General features: G+C 69.1%; 13 protein-coding genes. 8 read left to right on the forward strand and 5 right to left on the reverse strand.

Annotated elements, in window-relative coordinates:
* Position 1: 1 nt before the first annotated feature.
* Both ELQ90_RS02895 and ELQ90_RS02900 read left to right on the forward strand, forming a co-directional pair.
* Complete coding sequence (locus ELQ90_RS02895) at positions 2-583, forward strand: hypothetical protein (RefSeq protein ID WP_128493744.1); 582 nt, start codon at positions 2-4, stop codon at positions 581-583.
* Positions 584-651: 68 nt separating this feature from the next.
* Entirely contained in the window at positions 652-1053 is a 402-nt protein-coding gene (locus ELQ90_RS02900) for a VOC family protein (RefSeq protein ID WP_128493745.1), read from the forward strand.
* A gap of 33 nt (positions 1054-1086) precedes the next feature.
* Here ELQ90_RS02900 and ELQ90_RS02905 read toward each other — a convergent pair whose 3' ends face one another.
* The 4 genes from ELQ90_RS02905 to ELQ90_RS02925 all read right to left on the reverse strand — a co-directional run bounded on the left by ELQ90_RS02905 (position 1087) and on the right by ELQ90_RS02925 (position 5524).
* Positions 1087-2226 carry a VIT1/CCC1 transporter family protein gene (locus ELQ90_RS02905; protein WP_243695968.1) on the reverse strand — a complete coding sequence of 380 codons (1140 nt, stop codon included), beginning with the start codon at positions 2224-2226 and terminating at the stop codon, positions 1087-1089.
* A 301-nt stretch (positions 2227-2527) separates the two neighbouring features.
* The gene (locus tag ELQ90_RS02910) at positions 2528-3019 is read right to left on the reverse strand and encodes a MarR family winged helix-turn-helix transcriptional regulator (RefSeq protein ID WP_128493747.1); all 492 of its coding nucleotides are present in this window, start codon (positions 3017-3019) and stop codon (positions 2528-2530) included.
* Positions 3020-3524: 505 nt separating this feature from the next.
* Positions 3525-5021 (reverse strand): catalase, encoded by a 1497-nt coding sequence (locus ELQ90_RS02920; RefSeq protein ID WP_128493749.1) that lies wholly within the window; start codon positions 5019-5021, stop codon positions 3525-3527.
* Between the two features lie 56 nt (positions 5022-5077).
* Complete coding sequence (locus ELQ90_RS02925) at positions 5078-5524, reverse strand: Fur family transcriptional regulator (protein ID WP_128493750.1); 447 nt, start codon at positions 5522-5524, stop codon at positions 5078-5080.
* A gap of 105 nt (positions 5525-5629) precedes the next feature.
* Here ELQ90_RS02925 and ELQ90_RS02930 point away from each other — a divergent pair, with 105 nt between their 5' ends.
* The 3 genes from ELQ90_RS02930 to ELQ90_RS02940 all read left to right on the forward strand — a co-directional run bounded on the left by ELQ90_RS02930 (position 5630) and on the right by ELQ90_RS02940 (position 7910).
* The gene (locus ELQ90_RS02930) at positions 5630-7066 is read left to right on the forward strand and encodes a dihydrolipoyl dehydrogenase family protein (RefSeq protein ID WP_128493751.1); all 1437 of its coding nucleotides are present in this window, start codon (positions 5630-5632) and stop codon (positions 7064-7066) included.
* A 162-nt stretch (positions 7067-7228) separates the two neighbouring features.
* On the forward strand, positions 7229-7489 hold the full coding sequence (locus ELQ90_RS02935) for a heavy-metal-associated domain-containing protein (RefSeq protein ID WP_128493752.1): 261 nt from the start codon (positions 7229-7231) through the stop codon (positions 7487-7489).
* A 106-nt stretch (positions 7490-7595) separates the two neighbouring features.
* Complete coding sequence (locus ELQ90_RS02940; protein WP_128493753.1) at positions 7596-7910, forward strand: hypothetical protein; 315 nt, start codon at positions 7596-7598, stop codon at positions 7908-7910.
* 697 nt (positions 7911-8607) lie between these two features.
* Here ELQ90_RS02940 and ELQ90_RS02945 read toward each other — a convergent pair.
* Entirely contained in the window at positions 8608-9852 is a 1245-nt protein-coding gene (locus tag ELQ90_RS02945; RefSeq protein ID WP_128493754.1) for a HupE/UreJ family protein, read from the reverse strand.
* A 184-nt stretch (positions 9853-10036) separates the two neighbouring features.
* Between ELQ90_RS02945 and ELQ90_RS02950 the strand changes: the two genes are divergently transcribed.
* The 3 genes from ELQ90_RS02950 (at position 10037) to ELQ90_RS02960 (ending at position 14109) form a co-directional block, all read left to right on the forward strand.
* Entirely contained in the window at positions 10037-10654 is a 618-nt protein-coding gene (locus ELQ90_RS02950) for a hypothetical protein (RefSeq protein WP_128493755.1), read from the forward strand.
* 195 nt (positions 10655-10849) lie between these two features.
* The gene (locus tag ELQ90_RS02955; protein WP_128493756.1) at positions 10850-13738 is read left to right on the forward strand and encodes an immunoglobulin-like domain-containing protein; all 2889 of its coding nucleotides are present in this window, start codon (positions 10850-10852) and stop codon (positions 13736-13738) included.
* Positions 13693-14109 carry a hypothetical protein gene (locus tag ELQ90_RS02960; RefSeq protein WP_128493757.1) on the forward strand — a complete coding sequence of 139 codons (417 nt, stop codon included), beginning with the start codon at positions 13693-13695 and terminating at the stop codon, positions 14107-14109. The genes ELQ90_RS02955 and ELQ90_RS02960 overlap by 46 nt, the downstream gene beginning before the upstream one ends.
* Positions 14110-14113 lie beyond the last annotated feature (4 nt).

The raw sequence follows: 14113 nt of genomic DNA on the forward strand, positions 1-14113 counted from the left end.
CGTGGCCACGGCGTTGGATCGCGAAGCACTCGTGCGAGGGCTTCGCGAGCTCATCCTCGAACTACGCAGTGCGGGTGAGGTGGCGGGAATTCGCATCGTCGGTGGTGCCGCTCTCGCCCTGCGCTACTTCGATCGCGGAACGACGCAGGATCTCGACTCTCTGCACGTCAATCCGGGATCGGACGAGGCGGTCGCTGCTGCGGCGGCGCGGGTCGCCGCCGGCTTCGGGTGGGACGACAACTGGCTGAACTTCGCCGTCACTCGGGCCGATGCGCTCCCCACGATGGGACGTCGTGTCGAGTGGGAGACGCTTTACGACCGGGACGGAATCGTCATCGAGGTCGCGTCGAAGGAGGCGATGCTGGCAATGAAGCTGCGCGCGAACCGCCCAGGGCGCGATACGGGGGACATCCGCCGACTTCTCGCGTTGTGTTCCCTGTCGACCGTCGTAGCGGTTGGGGAGTTGTACGAAGAGTTCTACCCGGGCGACGTTCTCCCCGATCGGGCGACCACGATCGTCGAGAGCATCCTCGCCGATGGTGAGTTGTTGCTTCCGCCCGAGTTGCCTGACATCGACATCTGACCCTGGTCGCCTCGACTGGTTCTCGTCAGCGCTCGCTGCGGGGGAGTGTGACGGACTAGCGTGGGCGCATGGCAGCGCCGCTCGTGTACCTCACGTTCCCCGGGACCGCGCGCGAGGCGCTCGGCTTCTACGCCGACGTATTCGGCGGGCCGCTCACCCTCCACACCTTCGCGGAGTTCGGACGGGAGGACGGAGACCCCGACGCGATCGCGCACGGCACGCTCGACGGTGTCGTCTCGCTCGGGGGAGCGGACGCGGCGACCGGCGAGGATCCCGTCGCGGTGCGCGGCCTCCTGCTCTCGCTCCTCGGAACCGCATCGCCGGGCGTCCTGCACGAATGGTACGAAGCGCTCGCGCTCGGTGGTGACGCGGTCGACCCGCTGCAGATGCGCCCATGGGGAGCGACCGACGGACAGGTCGTCGACCGCTACGGTCTGCGCTGGCTCATCGGCTACGAACCGGAAGCCTGACGCGCGGACGCCGACTCGGTGGCGGGTCCGGCGCTAGCCGACCGCGGTGCCGAACAGGAGTCCCAGCGCGTACGTGACGGCGGCCGCACCGAATCCGATCGCGAGCTGGCGGAGCGCGCGGGCGAGGGGGGACGCCCCCGAGAGGATGCCGACGGAGGCTCCCGTCAGCAGCAGCGCGACGCCGACGAGCGCGGCGGCGACCGCGACCGCCGGGAGCCCGGACATCCCGACGAGGTACGGCAGGACGGGAATGATCGCGCCCGCGGCGAAGAGGAAGAAGCTCGTGATGGCGGCGCTCCACGCGGTCCCGATCGACTCATGGGCGTCCGCGAGCTCGGCGTCGTGCCCGATGCTCATCGCCCCTGTGGGCGGGCCGTCGGCGCTGTGGGCGATCCGGTCGAGGACCTCGCGGGCGTGCTCCGACGCCTCCTCCTCCGTCATGCCGCGCGCCCGATAGACGAGGGCGAGCTCGTTGGCCTCGACATCGAGATGAGGGAGCGCCGTCCGTGCGTCCGGATCGGGTGTCGACGCCTCGAGCAGCTCGCGCTGCGACCGCACCGACACGTATTCACCTGCGCCCATCGAGAGGGCGCCGGCGAGGAGCCCGGCGATTCCGGAGGCGAGGACGACCGACGTCCCGACGCCGGTCGCGCTCATCCCGACGACGAGGGCGAGGTTCGAGACGAGGCCGTCGTTCATACCGAAGACCGCGGCGCGGAAACTTCCGGAGAGACGCGAGCGCCCCCGCTCGGCGAGGCCGCGGACGACCTCGCCGTGGATGCGCTCGTCCGCAGCCATGGCGGGCGAAGCGTCCACGTCGTCCTCGTACGGCGATCGCGACTCCGCCCGCTGCATGAGCGCGAGCACGAAGACCGAGCCGTAACGGCGGGCGAAGAAGGTGAGGACGCGGGTCCGGAGGTCGCTCGGGATCGGGCGCCCGATGCGGGAGCCGAGGAGTTCGATCCAGTGCTGCTGGTGCCGTTCCTCGGCCTCGACGAGTCCGAGCAGGATCTGCTTCTCCTCGCCGCCGCGGCGCGAGGCGAGATCTCGGTACACGGCGGCCTCGGCGCGCTCGTCGGCGAGGTAGCGGCGCCAACGGCGGACCTGCGCCTTCGTGGGCGAGACGGCGGCGCCGTTCTCATCGATGCGGGTCGGGGTGGGGTGTTCGGTCACGGCGATGCTTCCGCTCGGGCGGCCGGTGATCGCGAGGGAGGACCGGCCACGGTGGACGTTGTGGCCGAAGGTCTCGCTCGCCCGTCCCCGGGTGGGCTGCCGGGGGCCGATCGTCGTGAACGGCTCCAGTATGTCGACAGACCGCTGCGCTTCGTCTCCTGGAACGGTTCGACCGGACCGTGGAGGCGTCGCGCTCGGAGCTACTCCCCTTCGCGTCCCCGAGTATACCGGCCCTCCGCAGAGCCGTGAGGTGTCGGCGTTGGTCGCTTCCAGGGCCCCCGAGGCGACCAAAGCTGACACCTCACGGGGTTGGGGAGGCGGCTGCGGCGGCGGTGACGGCGTGCAGCGAGGAGCGGAGGGAGGCGAGTTCATCCATCGCCATGCCGAGCTGCGCGACGATCTGCTGGGGGATGGACTCCGCCTGGCGGCGCAGGTCGCGACCCGATTCGGTGAGGGAGACGACGAGGACGCGTTCGTCGGCCTCGCTCCGTCGACGGCTCACGAGGCCGGCGGTCTCGAGTCGCTTGAGGAGGGGCGAGAGCGTCGCCGGCTCAAGGGCGAGCGTCGTGGCGAGGTCGCCCGCGGACCGCTCGTCCTGGCTCCAGAGCGCGAGCATCACGAGGTACTGCGGATGCGTGAGCCCGAGTGGCTCGAGGACCGGGCGATACAGGGACAACACGCTGCGCGACGCGACGACCAGGGCGAAGCAGACCTGATTCTCGAGCGCGAGGAGATCCGGGGTGACGGTGGAGTCGACGGGTTCTGGATCGAAAGCGGCATCCGATGTGACCATGATCGTCACTCTACCCGGATTTCCTGAGTACACTAAAGGTTATGGCACGAAGGAGATCGAGCGACGAGCGGCCGCCCCGTCCGAGCATCCGCGAGGTGGGCTTCACCAACTGGCTGAACGCGATGCTCTTCCCGTACATCGGCCCGCCCCCAGTGGGCCCGTACGATGAGGCACCGCTGGCGCCGAGTACGGCGTCGGCCTGTCCTCTCTGCGGCGCCCCGATGTCGCAACACGTCGTGGACCGTTCCGGACCGCGCACGATGCTCCACTGTCCGCGCCTCGTTACCCCGTAGGATCGAACGGCCGCCGAGGCCGGTGGGGCTGCGAACCTTTCGGGTAGGCGCCGCGCCCTGCCGGCCTCGGCCGCCCTCCGATCCTGCGGTGTGACGCATCGCCCTCTCTCCCTCCCCATCCCCACCGAAAAAAGCTTTCGAGCGTCGTTGCACCGGTATACCGGTGCAACGACGCTCGAAAGCTGTATCTCAGGGGAGGGAGGAGGCGCGCGTCAGCGGGAGACGGGGGCCGGTTCTCCCACGAGGGACGTGCGCGGCTCCGCGATGGGCGGCAGGGCCTCGGCGACACGGCGGCCGAGCACGACGTCGACGTTGCTCCAGTAGAGCAGGACGCGCTCGCGCAGCTCCGGGATCGTGACCTTCGACACGTGGCCCGCGATGTTCGACACGAGGCGGTCGCGCGCCGCGTCGTCCAGGACCTCGTTGACGAGCGTGCGCGCCTGCACGAAGTCGTCGTCCTCCGGGTGAAGTGTCGCGGCGGCACGGATGAGCTCACCGTCGTTCTGCCAGCCGCGGTCGTCACCGTGGGCCGCGGGGTCGGCGTGCGGGCCGCCGAAGGAGTTGGGCGCGTACACCGGCTCCTGCGGGGACCGGTAGCCGTGCCGCATCGCGCCGTCCTTCGAGTAGCTGTTCGTCTCCGTGTGGGGGCGGTTCACGGGCAGTTCGGCGTGGTTCGTGCCGACCCGGTAGCGGTGAGCGTCGGCGTAGCTGAAGATGCGCGCCTGCAGCATCTTGTCGGGGCTCGCGGCGATGCCGGGAACGAAGTTCGAGGGTGCGAACGTGGCCTGCTCGATCTCGGCGAAGTAGTTGCCCGGGTTGCGGTCGAGCGTCATGCGGCCGACCGGGATGAGCGGGTAGTCGCTCTTCGGCCAGACCTTCGTGAGGTCGAAGGGGTTGAAGCGGTACTCGGCGGCGTCGGCGTAGGGCATGACCTGGACGGAGAGGTCCCAGCTCGGGAAGTTTCCCGAGTCGATCGCCTCGTGCAGGTCGCGGATGTGGAAGTCGGCGTCCTCGCCCGCGATCTGGTCGGCCTGCGCCTGCGTGAGGGTGTCGTGTCCCTGCGCCGTGCGGAAGTGGTACTTCACCCAGAACCGCTCGCCCTCGGCGTTGATCCACTGGTAGGTGTGCGAACCGAAGCCGTCCATGTGGCGCCACGAGGACGGGAGGCCCCGGTCGCCCATGAGCCACGTGACCTGGTGGGCCGACTCGGGCTGCAGGGTCCAGAAGTCCCACTGCATGTTGTGATCGCGCAGGTGGCTGCCGGGGAGGCGCTTCTGCGAGCGGATGAAGTCGGGGAACTTGATGCCGTCCTTGATGAAGAAGACGGGGGTGTTGTTGCCGACGAGGTCGTAGTTGCCCTCGCTCGTGTAGAACTTGATCGCGAAGCCGCGCGGGTCGCGCCACGTGTCCGGGCTGCCGAGTTCGCCGGCGACGGAGGAGAAGCGCGTGAGCAGTTCGGTCTCGACGCCGGGCTGGAAGAGCGCGGCGCGCGTGTACATGCTCACGTCGTGCGTGGTCGTGAACGTGCCGAACGCTCCACCGCCCTTCGCGTGGACGACGCGCTCCGGGACCCGCTCGCGGTTGAACTGCGCGAGCTTCTCGACGAGGTAGTGGTCGGTCAGCGCGATGGCGCCGTCCGCTCCCACGCTCTGCGAGTGCTGGTCGCTACCGACCGGGGCTCCGGAATTGGTGGTGGTGTGGTTCGTCACAGATGGACTCCTGGTGTCGGGGATGGTGATGGGGTCGGAAACGATGAGGGGTCGCATCATGCGACGGGGGAGGCGGCGGGAGTCTCGGCAACCATGGCGCAGTCGGGGCAGACGCCCCAGAAGTTCACCTCGGCCGTCGCGATCGCGAAGCCGCTCGTCGACGACGGCGTCAGACAGGGGGCGTGACCGACGACGCAATCGACGTCCTCGATCGCTCCGCACTCGGTGCAGACGACGTGGTGGTGGTTGTCGCCGAGGCGGCGCTCGTAGCGGGCCGGAGACCTCGCGGGCTCGATCCGGCGCACGAGGCCCGCCGCGGCCAGCGCGGAGAGGATGTTGTGCACAGACTGGATCGAGATGTCGGGGTCGACGTCGCGGAGGAGCCCGTGGATGCTCTCGGCGTCGGAGTGAGGAGCGTTCTCGAGCAGCTCGAGGACCTCGAGACGACCGCGGGTGACCCGCAGGCCGGCGGCCCGGATGTCGTCGGCGAGGTCGGTGGGCATGTCTCCACGCTAGCGGGTAATCGTGAATGACTCAAAACAACGCGCCGGTCGGTGGTCCTCCGCAACCCCTCCGACGGCGCGGCTCGGACGGAGGAGAATCGGCGCATGACCGATCGACAGTCGCCCGCCCGTCCCTCCGATGAAGACCACTACGACGTCGCCGTCATCGGCGCCGGTCCAGCGGGCACGGCCGCGGCTCTCCGCGCGGCCGAACTCGGCGCATCGGTCGTCGTCCTGGAGGCCGGGCGGCTGGGCGGGACGTGCGTCAACACCGGGTGCGTGCCCACGCGAGTCCTCGCGAAGACCGCCCGGCTCATGCGCGAGACGCGTGCGGCCGGCGACTACGGCATCACGGTAGGTGCTCCCTCGATCGATTGGGCGGCCACGGTCGAGCGGGTCGGCGAGCGCGTCGACGCCGTGCGCTCGATCAAGCGCGAGAGTGAGCGCTTCGCCGAGGCGGGCGTGACGCTGATCCAGGAGGGGCGAGCGCGCTTCGTCGACGACTCGACCCTCGTCCTCGACAGCGGTCGACGCGTCTCTGCCGGGTCGATCGTCATCTGCGTGGGCGGCCACTCTCGCCGCTTGCCCGTCCCCGGCGCCGAGCTCGCGACGGTCCCGGAGGACGTGCTCACGCTGTCCGAGCTGCCGAAGCGCGTCGCCGTCATCGGCGCGGGCAACACGGGTGCGCAACTCGTGACGGTCTTCAACGCCTTCGGTTCCGAGGTCACGCTCCTCGACGTCGCCCCGCGCATCCTCATCGCGTCGGACGCCTCGATCTCCGAGGCCGTCTCGGCGGCCTTCATCGAGCAGGGCGTCGACGTCCGGACGGGGATCTCCACCGTCGAAAGCATCGAACGCGCCGATGACGGGACGCTGACGCTCGCCTGGAAGCAGGGCGAGGAGTCGCTCACGCGCGACGTCGACGCCGTCATCATGGCGACGGGGTGGCCGGCCGACGTCGAGGACCTGGGGCTCGAGAACGCGGGCATCGAGGTCGTCCGTTCCGCGGTGCCCGCCGACCGGTACTTCCGGACGAGCGTCCCGCACGTGTTCTCCGTCGGCGACGCGAACGGCCGTGACATGCTCGTGCAGGCCGCGCAGTTCGAGGGCGAGGCCGCGGCTGAGAACGCCGTGCTCGAGGCCAACCGGCGGACGCCGCACCACCTCCTGCCCGCCGGCGGGTTCACCGACCCCGACTACGCGGGCGTCGGTCTCACGGAGGAGCAGGCGCGCGAGCAGGACCCGGCCTGCGTTGTCGCGCGCGTGCCGTTCTCGAACGTCGACCGCGCCGTGATCGACGATCGTGAGAGCGGGTTCCTCCTGCTCATCGCGGACCGTCGCCGCGAACTCATCCTCGGCGCCCACGCGGTGGGGGAGAACGCGATCGAGGTCGTCCAGTCGGTCACGACGGCGATGGCCGCTGGCGTCGACGTGGGGACGCTCGCGAACGTCCGCTTCGCCTACCCCACCTACAGTGCCGTCATCGGCATGGCGGCGCGGGCCCTGCTCGCTGAAGCTGCCGTGGCGATCGATCGTGACTGAGGAGCATTGATCGAACAGTGCCCTCGGTTGCCACTGACGGGAGTTAGGCATATCCGTGGCTACCCCGGGCGGGTATTCACTCGTCCGACCGATCAACCCCGAAATGAACCGACGACCGAGTCCTGCGCCGCGGCTCTCCACGAGCAGTACCTCGTCGCCGAAATGACGTGCGACCACTGCGTCTCGGCAGTGACCGAGGAACTCTCTGCCCTCGACGGGGTCCAGGGCGTGGCGGTGGACCTCAACGCCAGCGGCGTCTCGCGCGTGGACGTCACCGTCAACCGTCCCCTCGACTCCGCCGCCGTCGAGGTCGCCATCACCGAGGCCGGCTACTCCATCGGGGGGGGGCTGATCGCGCGTCCGCGACTGCAGAAGCATCTCTTCACCTATCTGGTCTGTGGAGAGATGCTGCTGAAGGGCTGATGCGGGTTAGGGTGCCCGGATGGGACAATCGACTATGACTGGCGATAGTAGGACCGAACTTCTCGCATCCCTTCGAGCGCCACTTGTTGGTGCGCGGGAGGGTGAGGTGGAGATTCGCGACGTTCACCTGGATCCCCGTACCTTTCCCGCTGGCGAGGAGGGATGGAAGATCACGCTCTATCTTTCTGCTCCGCAGTCTCGGCAGGGCTGGGATGTCTCCTCGACCCAGGCTTTGAAGCGGCGGGCGCGCCAGGAGTATGAACTGGCGACGATAGACGAGCCCGAGGCTCCGCCGGCATATGTGGACGTATCGACGCTGAGTGAGTCAGTCGATATCGAAGATGTGGCGGAGTCGGAGGAGCCGGAGGATGGCGAAACGGCGGTAGCGGACGATGACAGCGACACGTCCGTCGGACGATGACCTCTCCCATCTGGGCGTCGAAGATGCTCGTCACAGCCGATCGGCTTGCAACCGGAAGCGGGGCTGGCCGGCCCGCTCTGAGTGACCTTCGCCGGGGAACTTCGACCGCCTACTATGCCTTGTTCCACCAGATACTGCGTCATGCGAGTCTCCAATCGGTCCCCGAAGCAACTGAGGATGACGTCGCCAACGTGAGTCGCTGGTTCAGTCATGCAGGAGTCGCGAAGGCATCGCGGTGGGTCGTGGCGGCGGCTTCCCCGAAGCCGTCCAAGAAGGAGGATCGCGCTGCTGTGAGGCTGCTCCGCGGCGGCGGAAGTGGAGTGCCCGCGGAGCTTCTCGCGGTGGCGGAAGCCTTTATCGACTTGCAGAACGCGAGGCATGAAGCGGACTACAGCAACGATTATGATCCCGTACGTTTCACGACGATCGATCATGTTCGGAGCGCTGAGAGGGCTGTCCACGTGACGTGGTCCATGTGGCGAGCGCACACCTCGCCCAAGCCTGCTCGACAGGAACTGGCACGTGCCTACGGCAAATTTCTCTTGCTCTGCCTTGCGGCGTCGGGGGGGCCGCAGGCTCGCTGACCACGGGTGCCCGGATTCGGGAGCCCTTGTCACCCGCCGATGACTGCTCCGTCAATCAGTCCGCGGTGGGCACCTCGAGAGATTGTGGGCGCCTCGATCACTGCCCGCCGTACTCACTCCCAGCCGAAGATGCGCTGGACGAACCAGACGAGGCCGAAGACCGCGACGCCGGCGCTCACGATCGCCGCGACCCAGAGGGCTGCGCGCGGTGACCGCCGACGCAGCAGAGCGAGCAGCGGGAAGACGACCAGGATGATCGCGACCTGGACGGCCTCGATGCCGACGTTGAAGACGAGCAGCGACCACAGCAGCGACCAGGACCACGGCTCGTCGATTCCGAGAGCGGACGCGAAGCCCATGCCGTGGATGAGGCCGAACGCGAAGACGATGGCCAGGCGGATCCAACCGCCGCGGTCCATCCCGAGCGGGCCACGCGGCGCCGTCTCCTCCTCCGTCGCGTCGCCGCGGCGGCGCCGCAACCGCACGAGCGGCCACGCCGCCACGATCGCGATGGAGAGGGCGATGATCGGCTCGATGACAGCGGCCGGAAGCGTGAAGACCTGCAGCGCCGCGAGGATGAACGTGATCGAGTGCGCGATCGTGAACGCGGTCGCCGCGAGGACGATCTCGCGCAAGCGGCGCGACCCCGCGATGAGCGCGAGGAGGAACAAGATGTGGTCGACACCGAAGAGCAGGTGCTCGGCCCCGAGGACGAAGAACTCCCAGAGGCGGACCCCCGTGCTCTGACCGACCGAGAACTCGGGATTGTCCGCGTCGATCACGGCGCTGCCGGACCCGCCGGCGAGGTCGTAGCTCAGGATGGTCTCCGTGCCCTGGACGTACAGTTCGTCGTCCGGGAAGAGCGAACTCGTGACGGTGATCTCCCCCTCGCCCTCCGTGCACTCCGCGTCGAGGGACAGGATCGCGTAGGGGACGCCCTGCTGCTCGGTGATGTCGTATTCACCGTCCGGGACGAGCGCGCAGACCTCCCCGCCCGACGACACCCTGAACCGGTCGACCACGTAGGCGAGTGCCGTGTCGGCGTAGGCGTCGAGCGTCGTCGCCTGCTCGGCGGCGTCACCGTACTCCCATGCCTCCGTGCCGTCCTGGAAGAGCGGGTCGACCTGTTCCGAGTCGGCCGCCGAGACGACGAAGAGGTCGTACTCGAGCTGCAGCTCAACATCGAGGTGCCCCGGCTCGGCCCCCTCCGCGATGTCCGCGTAAACCACCGAGGAGATCCCGTGGGCGGACGCGGGCGCCGTGCCGAGTACACCGAGACCGAGCGCCAGGGCGCCGACGGCGACCGCCGCGGCGAGGGGGCCCGTGAGGTGGCGACGGCGAGGACGGGGGGATGACATTGTTCTCCTTCACTGGAAGCGCGGTCGTTCGTCCCGAGCCCCACGGCACTCTGTCGTCGAACGGTGAACGGGTGGCCAACGCCGGGGAAACGCACGTCGTCTTCGCTCCGACGTCGGCGAGTCGTTCACCGCGCGGTCACCCGCACGTCACCTCTCCGACGCCGGCCCCCTGTTCACTGACGCGGTGCCGACCTCTCCTCGTCCCCTCCGCCGAGCCGGCGCTCTCGCCGCGGCCGCCGCGCTCGCCGTGACGCTCGTCGGATGCGTCGCGGGAGGTTCGACGCCGTCCGGCGACGAGGCCGGCGTCGTCCCCGCGCCCGGGCGCACGATCGAGGCGGCACCGTCGGCGATCGCGGAGCTGCGTGGCTACCGCATCGCCGTCGTGGTCCCCGACGACTCGGAGGCCTCGGAGACGCTCCTGACCGCCGCACGCGCGTTCGCCGACGACAGCGGAGCGGAGCTCGTCGAGTTCGCCGCCGCCGTGGAGGGCGACGACCCGATCGGGAACGCGCTCGCCGCTGCGCTCGACGCGGATGCCGACGTCGTCGTCGGCCTCGGCGAGGGCGTCGTGGGCGTGTTCGACTTCGAGACGGGGAAGGTCCTCCATCAGGAGGTCCTCGTCATCGGTGGCCAGTTGGCGGAGCCGACGGAGAACGTGACCGCCGTGATCTGGCCCGGAGCGACGGCGCGTGAGCCGACCGACGATGAGAGCATGACGGTCGAGCGCGGGCTCGACGCCTTCACCGTGGGAGTCACGAGCGTCCGCGCCGGCGTGACGGGCGTGGTCCTGAGCCTCGACTGACGTCGTTCGAGCGGCCTCCCTCCGGATCGCGTGGAAACGGATGGTCGCCGATCGGTCGAGCGTCACGCTTCACAGGCGGGACACGCGTCGTTCACCGAACGGTCGCGAGCGCGTCACGAGCAGCCCCGAAGGTTGCCTAGGGCACCCGTGTGGCGTCCCCATCCCCTGTCGAACTCAAGATTGGCTTGTGACTTCTTGTTGACCACCCATGAGGCGTCGGCCCCCGCGGCCGAGCCACGCACGATCAGGAACGGGAGACGCGGCGTCGCCGGTCTCCTCCTCCTCTCCCTCACCGCCGGAGGCTTCGCCATGGCGAGTCTGCCGGCCGGAGCGGTCACGCAGACCGTGGCCGCCGCCGCCGTCGGTATCGCCGCCGAACCCTTCCGTCTCCAGGCGGAGGACTACACCGGTGACAACGGCAACGGCCTGAAGAAGGAGACGTCGAGCGACTCGACCGGCGCCTCGCTCGGCAACGTCGGCGGCAGCTGGGACGGCGGCGAGCTCACCTACGCGGCCGTCGACTTCGGTGCGGCGCCCCTGTCCTCTCTCACGGTCCGCTACGTGAACAACTCCGGTCGCGTCGGCGCGAACCCGTCGCTCGACTTCTACCTCGACGAGAAGACCGAGGCCAACAAGATCGCGACGACGGCCCTTCCCGTCACCGGGAGCAACTGGCAGTCGTACAGCACGACGACCGTCGACCTCGCGAAGGCGGTCTCCGGCACCCACACGCTCATCGTCGTGATGCACGTGACGGCGGACGCCAGCCACCCCTACGTCGGCAACTTCGACTACTTCGAGTTCGCCCCAGAGCCCCTGCCCGCGACGTACCTCACGTCGGCCGACGCCTGGAGCTACTCCGACAACGGCACGGACCCGTCGGGCAACGGCTCGCTGTCGTGGACCACGGCCGACTTCGACGACGCCGCCTGGAAGAGCGCCGTCGGTTCGTTCGGCTCGAAGCGCGGCGCCGCCGACCTCGGCGGCGGTTTCACCGCCAAGACGCTCATCCAGTACGCGAAGACGGGATCGACCGACACGGTCGAGACCTACCACTTCCGCAACGAGTTCGAGGTCTCGGCCGGAGAACTCGCGCAGATCGACGCGCTGAAGGCGACCGTCACCTACGACGACGCCGTGCGCGTCTACGTCAACGGCGAGAAGGTCGCGGGCTTCGCGGACGACCGCGTGAACGGTGCCGCGAACCAGAACCTCACCTACGCGGGCAACAGCGGCGGAGACCCCGTCACGAGCAGCTTCGAGATCCCCGCCGACGCCCTCCAGGCCGGTGAGAACACGATCGCGATCGCGCTCTACCAGGACCGCGCGACGAGCAGCGACATCTACCTCGACTTCGCTTCGCTCGCACCCGTGCTGCCGACCCCCGAGCCCACCGAGGCGAAGATCTCCGACCTCGTGCTCGGTGTCGGTGCAACCGAGGCCGAGCGCACGCTCGCCTGGTACTCGGACGTCGACGTCGCGCAGGTCGCGCAGCTCGCGAAGGCGTCCGACGTCGTCGACGGCGCGTTCCCAGCGTCGGCCCGCACGATCGAGACGACGAAGACCGGCGGCACGACGAGCGGCGAGTTCTTCCGCGACGCGACGCTCGACGGCCTCCAGGAGAACACCGAGTACGCGTACCGCGTCGGCAGTGACGAGAAGGGCTGGTCGGACGTCTACACGTTCCGCACGCAGGACTTCTCTGGCGACTTCTCCTTCTTCTTCTTCGGCGACCCGCAGCTCGGTGCCTCCGGCGACGCGGCTCGCGATGCCGCCGGCTGGAAGGACACGCTCGACGTGGCCACGCAGAGCTACCCGGACGCCGAACTGCTCTACTCCTCTGGCGACCAGGTGGAGAGCGCCTCGAACGAGTCGCAGTACGAGCTCTTCCTCCAGTCCGACCACCTGCGGGAGCTCCCGTTCGTGGCGAACAACGGAAACCACGACGTCGGATCGAAGGCGTACGAGCAGCACTTCAACCTCCCGAACGAGGACCTCTCGGCGGGCGCCGGATCGGCCACCTCGTCGGGCGGCGACTACTGGTTCATCTACAAGGACGTCCTGTTCCTCAACCTCAACTCGAACAGCCGCGACTACTCCTCGCACTACGCGTGGATGGACAAGGTCATCGCCGAGCAGGGCGACAAGGCGAAGTGGAAGGCCGTGGCGTTCCACCACTCCCTCTACTCCGTCGGACCGCACCAGGACGACGGCGACGTGATCGATCGTCGCGGCACGATGCCGGAGAAGATCTCCGAGCTCGGCATCGACCTCGTGCTCATGGGTCACGACCACAACTACGCCCGCACCTACCTCATCAAGAACGGCCAGAAGGCCGACGAGAACGAGGTCCCGGCCGCCGTCAAGGTCGAGGCGAAGGACGGCGAGGTCATGTACGTGACCGCGAACTCCGCGAGCGGATCGAAGTACTACGACACCGAGAACCCCGACGCTTGGTGGGCCTCCGTCTGGAACCAGGAGAGGGTGCGCAACTACACCGTGCTCGACGTCACGGACGACGAGATCTCCGTCCGCACGCTCCGCAGCCAGCAGAACGGTGCCGAGAAGCCCGTGAACAGCGTCGTCGACGAGGTCACCCTCACCAAGGACGCGGCGCCCGAGCTGACGGTGCCGGCCGACGGCGAGATCGCTCAGGGCTCCGAGTTCGACCCCCTCGAGGGTGTCTCCGCGACCGACAACGTCGACGGCGACCTCACGGAGAAGATCGAGGTCGACGGAACCGTCGACACGTCGACGGCTGGCGACTACACGCTGACCTACACGGTCGAGGACGGCCGCGGCAACGTGACCACCGAAGAGCGCATCGTCACGGTCGTCGCCCCGACCGACCCGACGGACCCGCCGACGGACCCGACGGACCCGCCGACGGAGCCGACGGACCCGCCGACGGAGCCGACGGACCCGCCGACGGAGCCGACGGACCCGCCGACGGCCCGACGGACCCGCCCACGGACCCGACGGACCCCCCGACGGAGCCCGGTACCCCCGGTCAGCCCTCCTTCACCCCGTCCCCGCCGGTGGCATCGGGTGACGACCTGCCGGAGTCGCTGCGCGACCAGGTGACGGTGACGGTCTCGGGCCGCACGGTGAACATCGACGGTCTCACCGCCGGTGACTGGTACTACGTCTACATCTACTCGGCTCCCCAGGGACTCGGTTGGGTGCAGGCCGATGCCGACGGCGGCGCCAGCGCGACCCTGCCGACCGGACTGACGGCCGGTTCCCACCGCGTCGCGGTGCTCGACGCCGAGGGTGAGCTGGTCGGCTGGGACGTCCTCGTCCTCGCGGCCGCCGACCCCTCCGACCCCGACGGCCTCGCCGTGACGGGTTCGGATGCGGCCGGTGCGTGGGGAGCCGTCGCACTCGGCGCCCTCCTCCTGGCTGGCGGCGGCGCCCTGCTGATCGCCCGTCGCAACCGCGTCACCGACCGCTGACGCA

This window comes from Labedella phragmitis (assembly GCF_004078635.1).
In the GTDB taxonomy this organism is placed as follows: domain Bacteria; phylum Actinomycetota; class Actinomycetes; order Actinomycetales; family Microbacteriaceae; genus Labedella; species Labedella phragmitis.